A 16,594-nucleotide genomic window follows, 5' to 3' on the forward strand; every position below is an offset into this window, starting at 1 on the left:
CGGCAATGAAGATCGAAAGGCCCGAAAAGACGTTGAACGAACGAGCGAGGAAGCCTCGGGATCCGGAGGGGTCACGTCGCGTGGACGGACGGCTGACGTTGGACCTCGATCGACACATACCGGTTCTGCTGGTGTGGCTTTCGAACAAGTTCACGAATGGTTCGTCGCAGATTTATCGGAAGCATTTCGGAGTCGGAGTGATCGAATGGCGTTGCATGGCTCTCCTCGCAGTTCAGCCCTGGATCTCGCCGAACCGAATTTGCCAGGTCATCGCGATCGACAAGGCGGCGGTCAGCCGCGCGATCCGAACACTCGAGGAGAGCGGCTTGCTGCGCGTTCGTTCCAGCAAACTGCGCAGCCGATTTTTGGAGGTCGCTCTCACGGATAAGGGATCCGCACTTCACGACAGGATGGTTCAAGTCGCATTCGAAAGAGAAAGGCGGCTGACTGCTGACCTCACCTCCGAAGAGCGCGAAGTGTTTATCCGGGCGCTCAAGAAGATGCTTATGCGCATCGACATCGTGAACGGGGATGTCGACATCCCGCCGGAATCCTGAGCCCCGGAAGACTGCGACACCTCGCCCTTCTCCTGTCAATTACGCCTCTCTTCATATCCCCCGCACTCGAAGTGAGTTGACATGCCAACTGACTAGCGGTAGCGTTTGCTCGTCAGCTGGGCAAGAAGCCAGCGACGGGGAAGGAAGTGCCATGGAGCTGGACGGCTCTCGCCGTCTGCTGTCCGCGCCACCTCCCCAACGAAGATGAAAGATAAAGGGAGGACCAGCATGTTGACGGCCCAGTTGCAAGCCGAACTGAGCTCAGAGCAAGGCGTCAAGTGCCCGGTCTCTCGAGTGGACCCGTTCGAGCGTGAGTTTTTGACCGACCCGTATCCCTTCCATGAAGAACTTCGCGATGCCGGACCAGTAGTCTGGCTCGAGCGCTACCAGGTCTGGGGTATGGCACGCTACGCCGAGGTGTATGCTGCTATGCAGGACTGGCAAACATATTCGTCCGCCGCCGGCGTTGGCATAGACGACTTCCGGAAGACGAAAGCTTGGCGTCCCCCCAGCCTGCTTCTAGAGGTCGATCCCCCCCTCCACACGCGTACCCGCGCAGTGATGAGCAAGATACTTAGCCCCGCGGCCATGCGGCGTCTTCGTGAGGACTGGCAGAAGAGAGCGGATACGCTGGTCGACAAGCTGGTGGAACGGGAGACCTTCGACGCGGTCAAGGACCTGGCGAGTGTATTTCCGGTTTGGGCGTTTCCGGACGCCATCGGGATCGGTCAGGAGGGCCGTGAAAACCTCCTGCCCTTCGGCAATATGGTCTTCAACTCGTTCGGACCACGTAACGAGATATTTTTGGAGTCGATCAAAGAGGCGGAGCCGGTCGTCTCCTGGATATACGCTCAATGCGCGCGTGATCTGCTGGCCCCTGGCAGCTTCGGCGCCCAGGTCTATGAAGCGCTCGATCGCGGCGAGATCCAGCCTGACGAGGCGCCGGTGCTCGTGCGCGCGATGCTAACGGCAGGGTTGGACACCACGGTCATTGGCATCGGCTCATCCATTCACGGTTTCGCGCTCTATCCAGAGCAATGGCAAAAGTTGCGAGCGAACCCGACGCTCATTCGTCCCTCGTTCGACGAATTGCTGCGTTGGGCATCTCCTGTTCAAACATTTTTCCGCACGACCACGCGGGACGTGCAAATTGGAGAGACCACAATTCCAGACGGATCCAAAGTGCTACTCTTCCTCGGCTCGGCCAATCGGGATCCGCGCAAATGGGAGAAGCCGGAGCATTTTGACATCACCCGCTCCACGACGGGCCATGTGGGTTTCGGAACGGGCATCCACGGGTGTGTCGGGCAGATGGTGGCCCGAATGGAAGCCGAGGTCGTCCTGACGGCGATGATCAAACGCATCAAGGCGATCGAAATCATTGGCGAACCAGTTCGTCGTCTCAATAACACTCTCCGCTCTCTTTCCAGTCTGCCAGTTCGTATCATTCCTGCTTGAGGGATCATGCCGAAAATCATCTATCATGCCTGCGATGGCACAGTTGTCGATGTGGAGGCCCCTGTGGGTATGAGCGTCATGCATGCCGCGAAAGCAAATGGCGTCGACGGCATCGTTGCCGAATGCGGTGGTTCGGCCATGTGTGCAACTTGCCACGTGTACGTCGGCGGGGATTTCGTTCACCGATTACCTCCGGTGGACGCGGTGGAGGACGAGATGCTCGAATGCACCGCGACAGAAAGAAAGCCCAACAGCCGCCTTTCCTGTCAGATCAAAATGAGCTCCGATCTAGACCAGATCGTGATTAACGTACCTGAGCGGCAGACGTGAGCCAGGCACCTATTGTGATCCTGGGCGGCGGTCACGCCGGCGTCCAGCTCGCCGCATCCTTGCGCGACGAGGGATATGAGGGTCCCATCTCCCTGATCAACGGCGAGGAAGTGCCGCCGTACCAAAGGCCGCCATTGTCAAAGGGATACATTCACGGGGAACTTTCGCCCGAAACAATATCCCTGAGAGGCCAATCCTTCTTCGAGTCAAAACGCATCAATCTTGTGAATCAGACGGCGGTCTCGATCGACCGCACCGTCTCGGGCGTGTGCCTGTCTTCAGGCGAGGTACTCAAATATTCGCATCTGGCTATTGCGACGGGATCGCGGCCGAGAAGACTTGAGCTACCTGGAAGCAACCTCGATGGCGTATACGAACTACGCTCGCTTGAAGATGCCTCCAGGATTCGAGCACATCTCCAATCTTGCCACACTGTTTTGGTCGTCGGAGCGGGTTTCATTGGCCTGGAGTTCGCCGCGGCGGCCCGGACGAAATCCATCGAGGTGGAAATAGTCGAGTTGGCCAATCGACCCATGGCGCGATCGCTCTCGCCGGAGATGTCGGATTTCTTCCGTCGTGCTCATGAAGAGACAGGATGTCGCTTCCACTTCGGGACGCGTATTCGCGAACTGACGGGATCCGGGAAGCACGTGAGCGGAGCGATCCTGGACGACGGGCGCAAGATCACCGCTGACCTCGTGCTTCTGGGTGTCGGGATTATGGCAGAGGACCGGCTGGCCCAAGCGGCTGGGCTCATCTGCGACGACGGCGTCGTTGTCGACAAACACCTGGCGACATCCGATCCCGCAGTTTCGGCAATTGGAGACTGCGCCCGGCACCCAAATCCTTTTGCCAAGACCTCGATCCGACTGGAATCAGTTCAAAACGCCATCGACCAAGCAAAATGCGTTGCCCGCAGGTTGACTGGAAAGCCAGGCTCGTTCCGCAATCTGCCCTTGTTTTGGAGCGACCAAGGCCGCCTGAAGCTTCAGATCGCCGGGCTCGTACAGGGGTGCGACACGTTCGTCGCGCGCGGCGATCCGGCCACGCAAGCTTTTTCGGTATTCGGATTCGGCGGCGGAAAGCTGTTATGCGTTGAATCGGTGAACCGACCTGGCGACTACATGGCCGCACGACGCATCCTCGATGCCAACGGCACAATATCTCCTGACGAGGTCGCGGACCCAGCTTTCGATCTCAAACAGGCCGCGAAGCGCTCCGCGGCCGCCGCTTGAAGGTCTCCCTGAAGGTCAGCCTGCCTTCTGGAAGTCAGCCGGCGCTCTCGAGGATTGACACGTAGTTTGCGACCCCGCTTCCCCCCATGTTGAATACTCCCGCCAGCCGGGGATCTCGTGCCTTGATGCCGGTGTACTCACCGGTGAGCTGCATCGCGGCCATCACGTGCATGGAGACCCCGGTAGCTCCGATGGGGTGTCCCTTTGCTTTCAGTCCTCCGGACAGATTGACCGGCAATCGGCCGCCGGGTTCGGTCAGCCCGTCGAACACAACACGCGCTCCTTCACCTGGACCTGCCAGGCCCATAGCCTCGTATTCCATCAGCTCCGCGATCGTGAAGCAGTCGTGAGTTTCCACGAACGAGAGATCCGTGAGTTGAACACCAGCTCCATCCAAGGCCAGTCGCCAAGCTCGTGAGCATCCCTCGAGCCGAGTCATGTCCCGCCGGGTCATCGGAAGAAAATCGTTCACTTGAACCATCGACCGGATCCGAACCGCTTTGTCCGCTTGCCGGGCAATTTCCGAGCCGGCAATGATCAACGCAGCAGCACCGTCGGATACTGTCGAACAGTCTGTTCTGCGCAGGGGACCCGCGACAAGCGGATTCTTGTCGTTCACCGTGCGGCAAAATTCGTAACCAAGGTCCTTCTGCATGTGGGCAAGGGAATTTGCGGCACCGTTACGATGATTCTTGGCCGCGATGCGCGCAAGCGCGTCGGACTGGTTGCCGAACCTTTGAAAATAGTTGTTCGCGATTTGGCCAAAGAGACCTGCAAATGACCCGGCCTCCGCCTCCTCGGCCACGTAGCTTGCGCTGATTAGACCGCGGTTGATCTCGGCTGGGGGCGCCGATGTCATTTTTTCGGCGCCGACGACCAGAACGAGGCGCGCCGCTCCCGACTGGATGCAGCGAATGCCTTGCAGGATAGCAGCCGATCCCGTCGCACAAGCGTTTTCCACTCTCGTCGCTGGCTTGTACTGCAAGGCAGGATTGGCCTGCAATGCCAGCGAGGCCGGAAATCCTTGCGGAACAAATCCCGAGTTGAAGTTGCCGACAACAATCTCGTCAATGGCTTCATAGTCCACTCGCGCGGCCGATACAGCCTCCTGGACGGCCCGTACGATGAGAGATTCGAGCGTATCGTCGGCAAGCTTGCCGAAGGCTGTGTGCGACCAGCCGATCAGGTAAGCGTCCATCTTGTTGTCCTTTCGATTGGGTCGGTGCGATCAGTTGGTGGTGAGCAGATTGACGAGTTGTCGGGCATCCGCAACGTCCTCGAGATTCTCGATCATCTTGGCGATCGCTTGGCCCCTCACTTGCGCATTCTTGACCTTCGAATAGCGCACGCAGTCCTCGAACCGGCGCATGTGTGCCGTCGCGCTGAGCGGACTGTCCGGAAAACCGTCTGGATGATCGAGCTTCAGACTCAAGAGCTCTCCGGACCCAGTCGTGATGTCGAGATCGACTGCCGTGTGTCCTCGCGCGTCCAAGGTCGGATCGGCTTTCGCTTCGACGACCGACGCAAGCTTCATAATGGCTTCCCGGCCAACCGCCTCGGGCGTGAAGTGATTGAGTTCCGATGAGCCGTGAAGCAAAGCATTCGCGACGCAAAACTGTATGCTGAATTGCGCATTGACGCGCGGATTCTCTCCGATCACGAATGGATGTCCAACAAGCTTGTGGGCATAAGGCGGCACGCGGACCACAATCGACTTCATCTGGTCCGCTCCGACACCGTGCTTCTGCACGGCCTCGACCGTCAATTGGGTGATGCCCTGGGTCAAGCCGCAACTTGGAAACTGCTTGAAGACAGTCCGATCGAGGCGGAAGTCCCGTCCCAACTCTCGTGTGAAACGATCGTCCTTTGCGTCGCCGGCGAAGAGCCGGCGATACCCGTAGACCCCTTCGAGGAAATTTGATGGCCCCGTGATACCAATGGCAGCGAGTTCTGCGCAAAGCACTCCCGATTCGGCTACCCATCCTTGTATGACCCGCACCGCGAGTGAGCCATCGACATTGCTTTGGAAGCTTCCCCCGGCCCGATTGAATGCCAGCGCGAGCGCGTGAAGCGTCTGATGAGGCGGCAGCCTCCTCATTCGGCACGCCACAGCCGTTGCGGCAAAAACGCCAGCCACACCGGTGGGGTCGAAACCATGATACTCGGCTTCGGACAGGTTGAAACGAGCTCCGACCTCGGCGCCGACAGCGATAGCGGCGAGCAGGTCGCGTCCACTACAGCCACCGATGCTTTCGGCCATCGCGAGCGCCACCGGCACAATTGAGGAACCCATGTGCAACCCCGGTGCCATCGCATCGCAATAGTCCAAAGCGCGGCAAACCACACCGTTGGCAAGCGCAGCCGAACGGGCCGGAGCTTTGGCGCCAGTAAAGAAGACTGAGGATTCGCTCTTGCCTCCCGACTCCAGCACATACTTCTGGACCTCGCGACAGCCCTCCTCGGAAGCTCCAGCCATTGCTGAACCGATCACGGCAAGTACAATGTGCTTCACGACGGCACGGGAAGTTTCTGGAAATGCCTCGAGTTCCGTTCTGCACACGAAATCAGTCACTGCCTGTTCGCCGCTCATGCGCTTTCTCCTTCGTTCCCTCTCGAGAAGCAGAGGCAGTAGACCTCGAACGGCGTGTGCACGCCGACGACCGCCTCTTCCGCTTCGTGTTCCCGTCAGTCGACCGGTCCATTGTGCTGGCGCCAACGCTCGAACTCACATACCCAGATACGCGCGACGAACGTCGTCGTTCGCGAGCAACTCACTGCCGCGCCCCTCCAACATCACCTTTCCTGTCTCCAATACGTAGGCGTAATCGGCAATGGAAAGTGCAGCACGCGCATTCTGTTCGACGAGAAGCACGGTCATGCCTCTCTGCTTCAGGCCTCGAATGATCCGAAATATTTCCTCGACGATGAGGGGCGCCAACCCCATTGACGGCTCATCCAGCAAAAGCAATTTCGGCCTGCCCATAAGAGCGCGGCCAAGGGCCAGCATCTGCTGCTGGCCGCCCGACAAAGTACCCGCTGGCAACGCGCGCTTTTCGCGTAGAATCGGGAAAAGATCATAGATCTCGTTCAGCCCAGGAGCGATGTCTTTGGTCGGCCGCGTGTAGGCACCCATGATCAGGTTATCCTCGATCGACATAGGTCCAAACACCTGTCGGCCTTCGGGCGAGTGGCAGATCCCCAGCCGGACGCGTGCGGCTGGCCGCGCGGAAGTGATGGCCTGGTTTTCGAACATGATGGTGCCCGCGCTCGCCGGCTGGACACCCGAAATGCATCGTAAAAGTGTGGTCTTGCCGGCGCCGTTGGCGCCCACCAACGCGACAAGTTCTCCCTCCCCGACGTTGATGGAGAGACCATGCAGCACCTGGATCCGACCGTAGCGACTGCGAACATCCCGTATTTGGAGAAGATCGCGGCCAGCACGGGGGACCTGCGAGATCGTACCCGTTGAGGTGGTATCCCCGGAATCGTCGCCGGGGCGCTCGGTTGTTAGGAGCTGGGCGATACGTTGTCGCAGTTGGATCATCGGGTCGGACGCCTCCAAGCGAGACAAAGAGTCCAGGTGAGTTTCGAACGCGGCATCACGGCGAGCTGCTGCATCGCGCGATCATCATTGCGGATAATGTCAAGTGATCGCATGTCAAGTCTCGCCGACTTCACCGCCAAGATATGCAGCGATTACATCCCGGTTGACGCGGATTTCATCAGGAGTCCCCTCCGCAAGACGCCTTCCGTGATCAAGCACCAAAATGCGCTCGGAGATGCTCATGACAAGCCTCATATCGTGTTCAACGAGTACGACGGTGATGCCGGACTTTGCGAGCTTGGCGATAAGCTCCTCGATCTCGTGGGTTTCAGTAGGGTTCAGTCCGGCGGCCGGCTCGTCGAGCAACAGCAGCTTCGGCTCCATGGCCAGCGCGCGTGCAATTTCGAGGCGTTTTAGAGCGCCGTAGGGCATCGCACTTGCATCCGCTGCGACAAATTTCTCGCAACCGACGAAGGCCAGCAATTCGGCAGCTTTGGTCCGGCAAGACCGATCCATTCTCCGCAGGCCAGGCGATCGGATCATTCCGGCCAGCAAACTCGAGTTGAGCTTGAGGTGGGCGCCCACCATGACATTCTCGATTGCACTCAGATTCATGCAGACCTGGAGATTTTGGAACGTGCGGCTCATGCCGCGACCTGCAAGACGATTTGGTAAAACGCCCGCAATCTCTTCGCCTGCCAAAGCGATCGATCCCGTGGAAGGGACGTAAAGACCCGTGATCAGATTGAACAGCGTCGTTTTGCCCGCTCCGTTTGGTCCAATGACCGCGTAAATGCCTCCCGTTGGAATCTCGAACGAGACGTCCTCAATTGCACGGACGCCGCCGAAGCTCTTCGAGAGGTGCGAGATTTTCAGCAACTCAGGCTCCCTGACGTCGAAAGATATCTGCCAGGCTCGGCACGATTCCGCGGGGCAGAAAGATCATCGTCATGACCAGGATCACGCCGAACGCGATGGTCTCCCATCCTTCAAAGCTTGCGAGAAACTGGGGGAGCAGGCTCAGCAGCACGGCCCCGAAAACGGCGCCCCAAACCGATGCCATCCCCCCAACGACAACCATGGTGACGAGCTCGACCGAATGGGGGAACGCAGCTATTCCGGGTGTGATGAACCCCATGTAGTGAGCCAGGAGGCTCCCCACCATGGCCGCATACGATGCGGAGAGAACGAAGACGCGTGTCTTGAAGCTGGCGGTGTCGATGCCCATGGCTCGCGCAGCAACTTCCGACCCATGCAATGCTTGGAGAGCTCGGCCCGCCGGTGAGTTCACGAGGTTCTGCGCAACCGCGATCGTCGCGACGAGCAAAGCCGCAATTATCCAGTACCATTGCCGCTCGCCGGATGGTCGCCAGCCGAACATCATGAAATCGCCGAGAGAGACGCCATCCGGTCCACCGGTCCAGGCAGTCTCGTTCGTGATCACGATCGAGATGATGATACCCAGTCCGAGCGTCGCCATGGCCAAATAGTGGCCTCTGAAACGCAGGATCAAGCCGGCAACAGTCCAGGCAAGGACGCCCGTTCCAAGCGCGGCAATCACGAGCGCCAGAGCGGGGTGTATATCCCAGCGGGACGTCAGAATGGCCGAACCATAAGCGCCGATGCCAACGAACCCTGCATGTCCAAGACTGATCTGACCCGTGTAACCGATCAATAGGTTCAGCGTGACAGCAAGAATGGCATTGATCGCAATCCGGATCGCGACATCCACATAAAATGCGTTAGGGAGAAACGCCGGGAGGAGCACGAGAATGGCCGTCAGAGCAAGGAGTCCCGGGACCCTGCTCCGCGGCTCCATGACGATCTGCGGGGATTTGTTCGTGCTCATACCCGATCCGTCTGTTTGACGCCGAGCAAGCCCTGGGGCCTGAGCGCAAGGATCAGGAGCGCGAGAGCGAAGGATACCGCATCCTTGTAGGCCGATGAAACGTAGCCTGCGGTCATCGACTCGAGCAGACCGAGCAACAACCCGCCCAGGACAGCGGCCCCACCGCTGCCGAGGCCACCGAGCGTCGCCGCCACGAATCCTTTCAGTCCGAGCATCCCCCCGGAATCATAGGAGGTCGTTGCGATTGGCGCGACGAGAATGCCGCCGACGGCGCCGATCGCCGCTGAAAGGACGAAACTCAGCATCAAGACCGTCCGGGTGTCGACGCCGACGACCTCGGCCGCGAGTCGATTGTAGGCCGCGGCCAGCATGCCTTTTCCGGTACGCGTGCGACCGAAAAAGAAGCCAAGTGCCACCACGAGGAGCGCAGAGACGCCTAGAATCCAGAGGCTCTGCGGCAAGATCGTCGCTCCGAAGATCGCAATGGGTCTGTCTCCGGAAAACGATGGCAGGGTGTGGTTCGCCTTGCCGAGCGTTACCTGGACTCCCCCTCGCAGTATCATCGAAACTCCGATCGTGATGATGATCAGACTGACGACATCTGCCCCGCCCGCGGGCTCGACGACGAGCTTCTCCACGAGAAGCCCGATCAGTGCGACGGCCGGGACACTCAAGAGCACCGCGAGAGGGAGCGGAACCCCCGCCGTGGCCAGGAACGCGCCTACCATTCCACCCAGCATCATGAACTCGCCTTGCGCGAAATTGATTACGCCCGAGGCATTGTAGATGATCGAAAAGCCGAGAGCAGCGAGCGCATAGATGGCGCCCACCGTCAGCCCGGAAGAGACAAACTGCAAGAACTGAGACATTCCCGTCCTTCGTCGTTTGGCGTTCAGCTATTTGCACCAAGTCGAATGTCGAAGCTCGCCTCGGTCTTGCTCGTGACCTCATCGAGCGTCACGCCGTCGGCGAGGCCGATGAGGTTCATCCCGCTGGAGCCGAGCTTGTCGATTTCGAATACCCCAAGGTCGGTGATGACCATGTCGACGACCCGGGAGCCGGTGAGAGGGAGGCCACAACTGCGCAGTAGCTTCGGCCCGTCCTTGCTTACATGCTCCATCACCACGATGACCCTTCTCACTCCCGCAACGAGATCCATCGCTCCACCCATCCCCTTGACGATTTTGCCGGGAATGGCCCAGTTCGCGAGATCACCGTTTTGCGCCACTTGCAGAGCTCCGAGAATCGACACATCGATGTGTCCACCGCGGATCATCGCGAAGGAGTCGGCCGAGGAGAAGTAGCTGGTCGTCTTCAGTTCGGTTATCGTCTGCTTGCCGGCGTTGATCACGTTGGCATCTTCGTCACCCTCGTAGGGGAACGGTCCCATTCCGAGCATGCCGTTCTCGCTCTGCAACTGCATTTTCATCCCTTCAGGAATGAAGTTGGGTACAAGCGTTGGAATGCCAATACCGAGATTGACGTACATGCCTTCGCGCAGCTCTTTGGCAGCACGGGCGGCAACTTGGTCGCGGGTCCAGGGCATCAGACCTCCGTTCGTTCAATGGCTGCTGCGTTCGGTCGTTGACGAACCGTCCGCTTCTCGATGAGCTTTTCGACGTTCGGAACGTGAACGATGCGATCAACGTAGATTCCCGGCGTGTGAATCTCATCCGGATCGAGTTCGCCCGCCTCGACGAGATGCTCGACCTGCACGAGGGTCACCTCGCCGGCCGTCGCCATGATCGGATTGAAGTTGCGCGCGGCCTTGCGGTAGATGAGGTTTCCCTCGGTATCCGCCTTCCAGGCGTGGATGAGCGAGACGTCGGCACGAAGGCCCAGCTCCATCAGATAGGTCTCGCCGCGGAACTCGCGGACTTCCTTGCCTTCGGAGATGACCGTGCCAACTCCGGTCTTGGTATAGAACGCCGGAATTCCGGCTCCTCCCGCGCGAATTCTCTCCGCCAGAGTGCCCTGCGGATTGAACTCGAGCTCCAGCTCTCCTGAGAGGTACTGCTGAGCGAAAAGCTTGTTCTCCCCCACGTAGGAGGAAATCATCTTTCTGATCTGCCTCGTTTCGAGCAGAACGCCGAGGCCGATACCATCTACCCCTGCATTGTTGGAGATGACCGTGAGATCCCTCGCTCCAGTGTCCTTCACCGCCGCAATCAGCGCACCAGGAATACCGCAGAGCCCGAAGCCACCTGCCATCAGCGTGGTGCCGTCTCTTACCAGGCCGTCCACGGCCTCCCGCGCGTTCTTGAATACTTTTGTCATCGATTACCGACCCGAATGTCCTGATAAAACCGTCATGATTGGCGTATGCCGCGGGTACGCCTTGCGGTCAGTCCGCGAGCGCCCACTTACCCGACCTGATGGTGAGCATTCGAAATGCAGTCGAATCCAAGCCGAGATGATCTCTTGCCGACATGTTCACGACGCCCCCGGTGCCCACGTAGCCTTTGGTGCGCTCTATCTCGTCTCGAACCTTGTCATGATCCACCGACTGTGCGCGCTGGACCGCTTTTGCCCAGATCTGAAGAGCGTCGTAAACGTGGCCGCCGAACGTAGAGACATCCTCCTTGTAGCGGACCGTGTATCGCGTCGTGTAATCCAGCACGACCGGCCTCTGCGGATCGCTGTCCGGCAACCTGTCCGCGACCAGAAGAGCCGCGGCTGGCAGACGTACGCCCTCAGAAGCTCGGCCTGAATGCTCAATGTATTCCTTGGACGCAATCCCGTGCGATTCATAGTGCGGAAGCGCCATGCTGAGCTGCGCAATGTTCTTAGTTGCGATCGCCGCCCCCTCGCCAAACCCAAAAACAAATACGGCCTGCGCGTTGGAGGCTCTTATCTTCGTTAGCTGGGCCGTAACGTCCGTGTCCTTAGGACCATAGGTCTCATCCATGACGATCTCTATGCCCACTTGAGGGGCCAGAGCTTGCGACTCCTTTCGCCCGGATTGACCGAAGCCACTCGTGTCGGACAGAAGCGCGATCTTCGAAATGTTGTGCTTGCGCATGTCGTCCAATACTTTGGCGACGGCCATCTTGTCCGTGTGGGGCGTTTTGAATACCCACTTTTTGACCGGCTCAATGATTGAAATTCCGCCAGCGAGCGAAATGAAGGGAATCTGCGCTTTCTCCGCCAAAGGTACGATTGCCATCGAGGCGCCGGTCGTTGTTCCCGCAATCAGAACGTCGACCTTGTCATCCTCGATCAGCCGCTTTGCGAAGCCGTTCGCTTTTCCTGCCTCGCTTCCGTCGTCGTAAGCCACCAATTCGATTTGGCGTCCCAGCAGCCCTCCCGCGGCGTTCAGTCTTTCGACTTCCATCCGAAAGGTCTTCAGCTCGGGCTCTCCGAGAAACGAGGCGGCCCCTGTCGTAGATACGACCGCACCGACCTTGATCGGGTCAGCGATCGCTACAACGGTGGAAACCACTACTCCCACTGCTGCCCATCCGATCCTGCTTCCGACCTTCATCTTCTTGCGCTCCACCAAGATTGCATCCCCAGGATCAATTTTGAATCATTCTGGCTTGCGAATGGTGACCCGGCATTCACCGAAACCAATTCGCGCACGCCCATCAGCCTCGCAGCATGCGCTGAGGATCACCGTATCGCCGTCCTCGAGGAATACACGCGTCTCTCCTGAAGGCAGCGACACGGGCGACTGACCACCCTCGCTGAGCTCCAGGAGGCAGCCCCGCGAATCCCGCGACGGGCCCGAGATCGTTCCAGTTCCGATCAGATCGCCCGGCTGCAAATTGCAGCCATTCGAAGTCTGGTGGGCAACGACCTGCGAAAGTGTCCAATAGGCATCCGCATAGCTCGATAACGACAGACGGGCTGGCGCTAAGCCGCGGGCCGCCATCGCAGCGCTGAGAAGGTGAACCGAAACCTTGATGTCGATGGCGCCACGGCTCTCATCGCTGGCAGACGTCAAATGCGGCAGAGGAGCCGGATCTTCAGCTGGCCTGCGATAAGGTCGACGGTACGGTTCGAGCGCGTCGAAGCTGACGATCCAAGGCGAGATAGAGGTCGCGAAGCTCTTGGCCAAGAACGGACCGAGCGGCTGATACTCCCACGACTGGACATCGCGGGCAGACCAGTCGTTCAAAAGGCAGACACCGAACAGATGATCATCGACCTGATCGATGGGGACCGGTCGGCCAAGGGCATTTCCCGATCCAACGAACACCCCGAGCTCGGCTTCGTAGTCCAGCCGGCGACAAGGAGCATAAATCGGGTTGGTAGATTCCGCTGAAAGAATCTGGCCGCACGGACGAGCAACCGATTGCCCCGAAAGAAGAATGGAAGACGTCCTTCCCTGATAGCCGACGGGAAGCCAACGATAATTCGGCAAGATCGGATTCTCGGGCCTAAATAGCTTGCCGACGTTGGTCGCGTGATGGATTGAACAGTAGAAATCGGAGAAATCCCCTATGCGCGCCGGCATGTTGAATTCAACTTCATCGGCGGCGATCAATGCCTCGGAAATGCGATCTTTCTCGGCGAAATCGTGCCGCAAAATCCGAGATAGGTCTTGGCGCAGTGCGCGTTGCGCCGGGCGGCCCGCCGCCATGAAGTCGTTCAGGCTGGAGGCGAATGTGAGGCGGATCGCCGCTCGTCCCGCTTCGCTCAATTGCGGTAAAAGGCATGGAGCAGACAGATCAAGGACGGAGTCGCCGATAGCAGTTCCCGCTCGAAACTGCTCACCCGATCCCGCTCTACGCAGCACGGCGATAGGCAGATTCTGAATGGGAAAGCTACATTCCGCGTCATTGGCGGATTCCACCCAGCTCCGCAGTGCGGGATTGTGCGTCTGGTCGAGGTCATTCGTCGATTGCATGATCTTCTATCCGTGACGTTCGAAGCCGTTTTATCCGATCGGGCCGCGCGCTCGCTCTATCGCTTCGCTGAGCACACTCCTGTCACCGATATGGTTTGCGAGAATGAGCACCAGCTTGCAGTTCATCAGTTCTGCCTCCGCCTCGGTCATCTCCCGTTGCGACTCGATGAGCTCCTGGTAGAAGCCGTCCGGATCGGCAATGTTCGGTGTTGTACGCAGCTGCATCTTAGGACTCACAATTCCCGACGGCTCGCGCCAGCGCCTTTGTGATCCTGCCGGCATCGAACTGACGCCAACGCGCCGCGACATACTGGTCCGGTCGGATCAGGTAAGTGGTTCCGGCCCGACCGTCGTACCGGGCAGCAAGCACGTGCTTCGAATCCTCGATATCGCGCCCGACCACGACGACGCGCGCCCTTATGCGGCCGTACTCGATCGTCCGCGCGTGTGGCGGCGATCCAAAGGTCAGCACCACAAAGCCTTGACCGAGCGCGTTCAGCAACCAGGTATCCGCGCCGCCCTGACTAACCGGGGCGTCGGTGCAATTGGTGCCAGGCGCAATCCCACCGCTGAACGCGTCTTCGTCCGGCGTGTTCAGGGATGACTTCAGGTACGGTGTTGGCCGGGACAGGCGCCCCGAGTTGACGAGAGGACGAGCGAATTCATTCTGCGCCGCAAGCTCCAGGACCGCATCGCGATAACGTCGACTGGTCACACTCTTGGGCGTGATAAAATCCGTCGAGCGTGTGGAATTGAGCAGGTTGTCGTGGGCGGCAACACCACGCTCGTCATTGTAGGACTCGATCAGGTCGAACGGCGCATCTCCGTCGATGATCAACTTGAGCTTCCAGCCGAGATTGTCGATGTCCTGCACGCCGCTGTTGGCTCCTCTGCCGCCGAACGGCGAAACTTGATGCGCCGCGTCACCTGCGAACAGCACCCGCCCGTAACGGAAGTTGTCGATACGACGGCAAGCGAACTGATAGATCGACACCCACTCCAGCTCAAATTCGTGCCCATCGCCGAGCATCGCTCGAACCCGGGGAATGACCCTTTCCGGCTTTCGTTCCTCGTCGGGATCCGCCTCGGATCCCAATTGAAAGTCGATGCGCCATACGTCGGCGGCCTGTCTGTGCAGAAGCGCGGACTGATTGCGATGGAAAGGTGGATCAAACCAGAACCAACGCTCCGGTGGAAACCCGGCCTTCATCACGACGTCGGCAATGAGGAAGCGGTCCTGGAAGGCCTGACCCGAGAAGGCCGCCCCCACCATCTCGCGAACGTCGCTATTTGCGCCATCGCATGCCACGACCCAGTCGGTGGTCATCGAGAACACCCCGTCCGGCGTCTCCACGGAGAGAACGACATGGTCGCCCTCCTGCTTGAGACCGATGACCTTGTGTTTCCAGCGGAGATCAACCAAAGATCTCCGGCAAATCTCGTCGACCAGCGCCTCCTCGAGGTAATACTGCTGGAGATTGATCATCGCGGGCATCTTGTGATCGGCCTCCGGAAGCAGATCGAACTGATATCTCAGCTCGCTGCGAAAGAAGACCTTACCAACATTCCACCTGACGCCCTTGTCGACTATTCGATCGGCGCAGCCCAGGCGATCCCAAACCTCGAGTGTCCGCTTGGCGTAGGCCAACGCCCGCGAGCCGACCGATACGGTGTCGTTGTCGTCGAGCACAACCGTAGGGATTCCGCGCGAAGCAAATTCTAGCGCGGCAGTGAGACCGATCGGTCCCGCCCCGACGACAACGACGACATTCCGCCGCCCTCCCCCGTTCTTTTGCTCGGGCGACGGCCGGTACTCAAATTTGGGAAATCGATAGGTCTTTAGCATCGCGATCTCTACTGCGCACACCTGCAAGAAGGCTGCGCCACGAAGCCGCGATCAAGCCCAGAACCAAACCCTGGTGGGCTGACCACCCTTAGGCCCCGCCGCACGCAGTCCGGCCGCTCTTCCCGCGATCGCACGCCAAGGGGCGAAATTTTTCGAGACACGACGTCTCCTCTCGTTTATAACGTTTGTTATGACTTTCATAACGCCTGTTACGATCTGTGTCAACAACTCGGAGCCGACCATCGGCCCTTGCGGGCCTGCACCCAGGTCCCTAAGCTTCTCAGATCTCCTTCAAGCAAAGAGTACTTCCGAAATGAGCGGACCCGATTCGGCTCGTAAACAGGCCGACTTTGACGACTCCGAGTTGGTCAGATTGAAAGACTTCCTGCCGTACAAGCTTGTGGTGTTGGCAGACCAGATATCGAGATCCCTCTCCGAGCTCTATGAGGAGCGCTTTGGTCTCACGAGGCAGGAGTGGCGCGTCCTTGCAGCGCTTGCCGACAACGGATCCATATCGTCGTTGGACGTCTCCAGATATTCGACTCTCGATCCCATGGCGGTCAGCCGCGCATCCTCCTTGCTCGAAGAGAAGGGATACATAGTACGGGAGCAGTCGTCCGATGACGGCAGGCTCAAGGTTCTTCGGTCGACCCGATCGGGGCGCGCCCTCTATCGAAAGATCATGCCGCTGGCGATCGACCGCGAGAAGTATCTTACAGAACCACTCTCCCCGGCCGAGAGAGCGAGCTTCGAGGCGACTATCGACAAGCTCCTCATGCGATCCCGCACGCTGGCAACCAGCGCCGCAGTCGAAGACCCGCCTGAAAAGGCGGGGAAACGAAGCATCTCGCGGCGCACCGGTAAGTAGCGGCTCAAGTTTGACCTGATACCGACGGGCCATTTGGCCAATTACTGAAGCGGTG

General features: G+C 59.1%; 17 protein-coding genes. 5 read left to right on the forward strand and 12 right to left on the reverse strand.

Annotated elements, in window-relative coordinates; genetic code table 11:
* Positions 1-5: 5 nt before the first annotated feature.
* The 4 genes from JQ617_RS15065 (at position 6) to JQ617_RS15080 (ending at position 3,580) form a co-directional block, all read left to right on the forward strand.
* Positions 6-557: a MarR family winged helix-turn-helix transcriptional regulator gene (locus JQ617_RS15065; RefSeq protein WP_212027002.1), complete on the forward strand. Its 552-nt coding sequence runs from the start codon at positions 6-8 to the stop codon at positions 555-557.
* 228 nt (positions 558-785) lie between these two features.
* The gene (locus JQ617_RS15070; protein WP_212027003.1) at positions 786-2,015 is read left to right on the forward strand and encodes a cytochrome P450; all 1,230 of its coding nucleotides are present in this window, start codon (positions 786-788) and stop codon (positions 2,013-2,015) included.
* 6 nt (positions 2,016-2,021) lie between these two features.
* Complete coding sequence (locus JQ617_RS15075) at positions 2,022-2,345, forward strand: 2Fe-2S iron-sulfur cluster-binding protein (RefSeq protein WP_212027004.1); 324 nt, start codon at positions 2,022-2,024, stop codon at positions 2,343-2,345.
* Positions 2,342-3,580: an NAD(P)/FAD-dependent oxidoreductase gene (locus JQ617_RS15080; protein WP_212027005.1), complete on the forward strand. Its 1,239-nt coding sequence runs from the start codon at positions 2,342-2,344 to the stop codon at positions 3,578-3,580. Before JQ617_RS15075 ends, JQ617_RS15080 begins: the two co-directional genes overlap by 4 nt.
* Before the next feature lie 34 nt (positions 3,581-3,614).
* Here the strand turns inward: JQ617_RS15080 and JQ617_RS15085 are convergent, their stop codons facing one another.
* The 12 genes from JQ617_RS15085 to JQ617_RS15140 form a co-directional block, all read right to left on the reverse strand.
* On the reverse strand, positions 3,615-4,778 hold the full coding sequence (locus tag JQ617_RS15085) for an acetyl-CoA acetyltransferase (protein WP_212027006.1): 1,164 nt from the start codon (positions 4,776-4,778) through the stop codon (positions 3,615-3,617).
* A 30-nt stretch (positions 4,779-4,808) separates the two neighbouring features.
* On the reverse strand, positions 4,809-6,170 hold the full coding sequence (locus tag JQ617_RS15090; RefSeq protein ID WP_212027007.1) for an MmgE/PrpD family protein: 1,362 nt from the start codon (positions 6,168-6,170) through the stop codon (positions 4,809-4,811).
* 135 nt (positions 6,171-6,305) lie between these two features.
* On the reverse strand, positions 6,306-7,124 hold the full coding sequence (locus JQ617_RS15095) for an ABC transporter ATP-binding protein (RefSeq protein ID WP_212027008.1): 819 nt from the start codon (positions 7,122-7,124) through the stop codon (positions 6,306-6,308).
* A gap of 114 nt (positions 7,125-7,238) precedes the next feature.
* Entirely contained in the window at positions 7,239-8,003 is a 765-nt protein-coding gene (locus JQ617_RS15100; RefSeq protein WP_212027009.1) for an ABC transporter ATP-binding protein, read from the reverse strand.
* A 1-nt stretch (position 8,004) separates the two neighbouring features.
* Entirely contained in the window at positions 8,005-8,973 is a 969-nt protein-coding gene (locus JQ617_RS15105) for a branched-chain amino acid ABC transporter permease (RefSeq protein ID WP_249157119.1), read from the reverse strand.
* Positions 8,970-9,842 (reverse strand): branched-chain amino acid ABC transporter permease, encoded by an 873-nt coding sequence (locus JQ617_RS15110; RefSeq protein ID WP_212027010.1) that lies wholly within the window; start codon positions 9,840-9,842, stop codon positions 8,970-8,972. The genes JQ617_RS15105 and JQ617_RS15110 overlap by 4 nt, the downstream gene beginning before the upstream one ends.
* A gap of 23 nt (positions 9,843-9,865) precedes the next feature.
* On the reverse strand, positions 9,866-10,519 hold the full coding sequence (locus JQ617_RS15115) for a 3-oxoacid CoA-transferase subunit B (protein WP_212027011.1): 654 nt from the start codon (positions 10,517-10,519) through the stop codon (positions 9,866-9,868).
* Positions 10,519-11,250, reverse strand: a complete 732-nt coding sequence (locus JQ617_RS15120) for a CoA transferase subunit A (RefSeq protein ID WP_212027012.1) — start codon at positions 11,248-11,250, stop codon at positions 10,519-10,521. The genes JQ617_RS15115 and JQ617_RS15120 overlap by 1 nt, the downstream gene beginning before the upstream one ends.
* A 67-nt stretch (positions 11,251-11,317) precedes the next feature.
* Positions 11,318-12,472: an ABC transporter substrate-binding protein gene (locus JQ617_RS15125; protein ID WP_349630626.1), complete on the reverse strand. Its 1,155-nt coding sequence runs from the start codon at positions 12,470-12,472 to the stop codon at positions 11,318-11,320.
* 30 nt (positions 12,473-12,502) lie between these two features.
* Positions 12,503-13,825, reverse strand: coding sequence for a fumarylacetoacetase (gene fahA / locus JQ617_RS15130; RefSeq protein WP_212027013.1), 1,323 nt, complete (start codon positions 13,823-13,825; stop codon positions 12,503-12,505).
* A 30-nt stretch (positions 13,826-13,855) separates the two neighbouring features.
* A complete protein-coding gene (locus JQ617_RS15135; protein ID WP_212027014.1) occupies positions 13,856-14,050 on the reverse strand; it encodes a DUF2783 domain-containing protein in 195 nt (64 codons plus the stop codon).
* 1 nt (position 14,051) lies between these two features.
* The gene (locus JQ617_RS15140; protein WP_212027015.1) at positions 14,052-15,671 is read right to left on the reverse strand and encodes an FAD-dependent oxidoreductase; all 1,620 of its coding nucleotides are present in this window, start codon (positions 15,669-15,671) and stop codon (positions 14,052-14,054) included.
* A 313-nt stretch (positions 15,672-15,984) separates the two neighbouring features.
* Here JQ617_RS15140 and JQ617_RS15145 point away from each other — a divergent pair, with 313 nt between their 5' ends.
* Positions 15,985-16,539, forward strand: coding sequence for a MarR family winged helix-turn-helix transcriptional regulator (locus tag JQ617_RS15145; RefSeq protein WP_212027016.1), 555 nt, complete (start codon positions 15,985-15,987; stop codon positions 16,537-16,539).
* The last annotated feature ends 55 nt before the right edge of the window (positions 16,540-16,594 follow it).

The organism is Bradyrhizobium sp. KB893862 SZCCT0404 (assembly GCF_018130885.1).
Classification (GTDB): domain Bacteria; phylum Pseudomonadota; class Alphaproteobacteria; order Rhizobiales; family Xanthobacteraceae; genus Bradyrhizobium; species Bradyrhizobium stylosanthis.

Bases quoted from the DNA above. Each gene is read 5' to 3' on its own strand.
- JQ617_RS15065 (WP_212027002.1), top strand. From the start codon at position 6: ATGAAGATCGAAAGGCCCGAAAAGACGTTGAACGAACGAGCGAGGAAG.
- JQ617_RS15070 (WP_212027003.1), top strand. From the start codon at position 786: ATGTTGACGGCCCAGTTGCAAGCCGAACTGAGCTCAGAGCAAGGCGTC.
- JQ617_RS15075 (WP_212027004.1), top strand. From the start codon at position 2,022: ATGCCGAAAATCATCTATCATGCCTGCGATGGCACAGTTGTCGATGTG.
- JQ617_RS15085 (WP_212027006.1), bottom strand. From the start codon at position 4,778: ATGGACGCTTACCTGATCGGCTGGTCGCACACAGCCTTCGGCAAGCTT.
- JQ617_RS15090 (WP_212027007.1), bottom strand. From the start codon at position 6,170: ATGAGCGGCGAACAGGCAGTGACTGATTTCGTGTGCAGAACGGAACTC.
- JQ617_RS15095 (WP_212027008.1), bottom strand. From the start codon at position 7,124: ATGATCCAACTGCGACAACGTATCGCCCAGCTCCTAACAACCGAGCGC.
- JQ617_RS15105 (WP_249157119.1), bottom strand. From the start codon at position 8,973: ATGAGCACGAACAAATCCCCGCAGATCGTCATGGAGCCGCGGAGCAGG.
- JQ617_RS15110 (WP_212027010.1), bottom strand. From the start codon at position 9,842: ATGTCTCAGTTCTTGCAGTTTGTCTCTTCCGGGCTGACGGTGGGCGCC.
- JQ617_RS15115 (WP_212027011.1), bottom strand. From the start codon at position 10,519: ATGCCCTGGACCCGCGACCAAGTTGCCGCCCGTGCTGCCAAAGAGCTG.
- JQ617_RS15120 (WP_212027012.1), bottom strand. From the start codon at position 11,250: ATGACAAAAGTATTCAAGAACGCGCGGGAGGCCGTGGACGGCCTGGTA.
- fahA (WP_212027013.1), bottom strand. From the start codon at position 13,825: ATGCAATCGACGAATGACCTCGACCAGACGCACAATCCCGCACTGCGG.
- JQ617_RS15135 (WP_212027014.1), bottom strand. From the start codon at position 14,050: ATGCAGCTGCGTACAACACCGAACATTGCCGATCCGGACGGCTTCTAC.
- JQ617_RS15140 (WP_212027015.1), bottom strand. From the start codon at position 15,671: ATGCTAAAGACCTATCGATTTCCCAAATTTGAGTACCGGCCGTCGCCC.
- JQ617_RS15145 (WP_212027016.1), top strand. From the start codon at position 15,985: ATGAGCGGACCCGATTCGGCTCGTAAACAGGCCGACTTTGACGACTCC.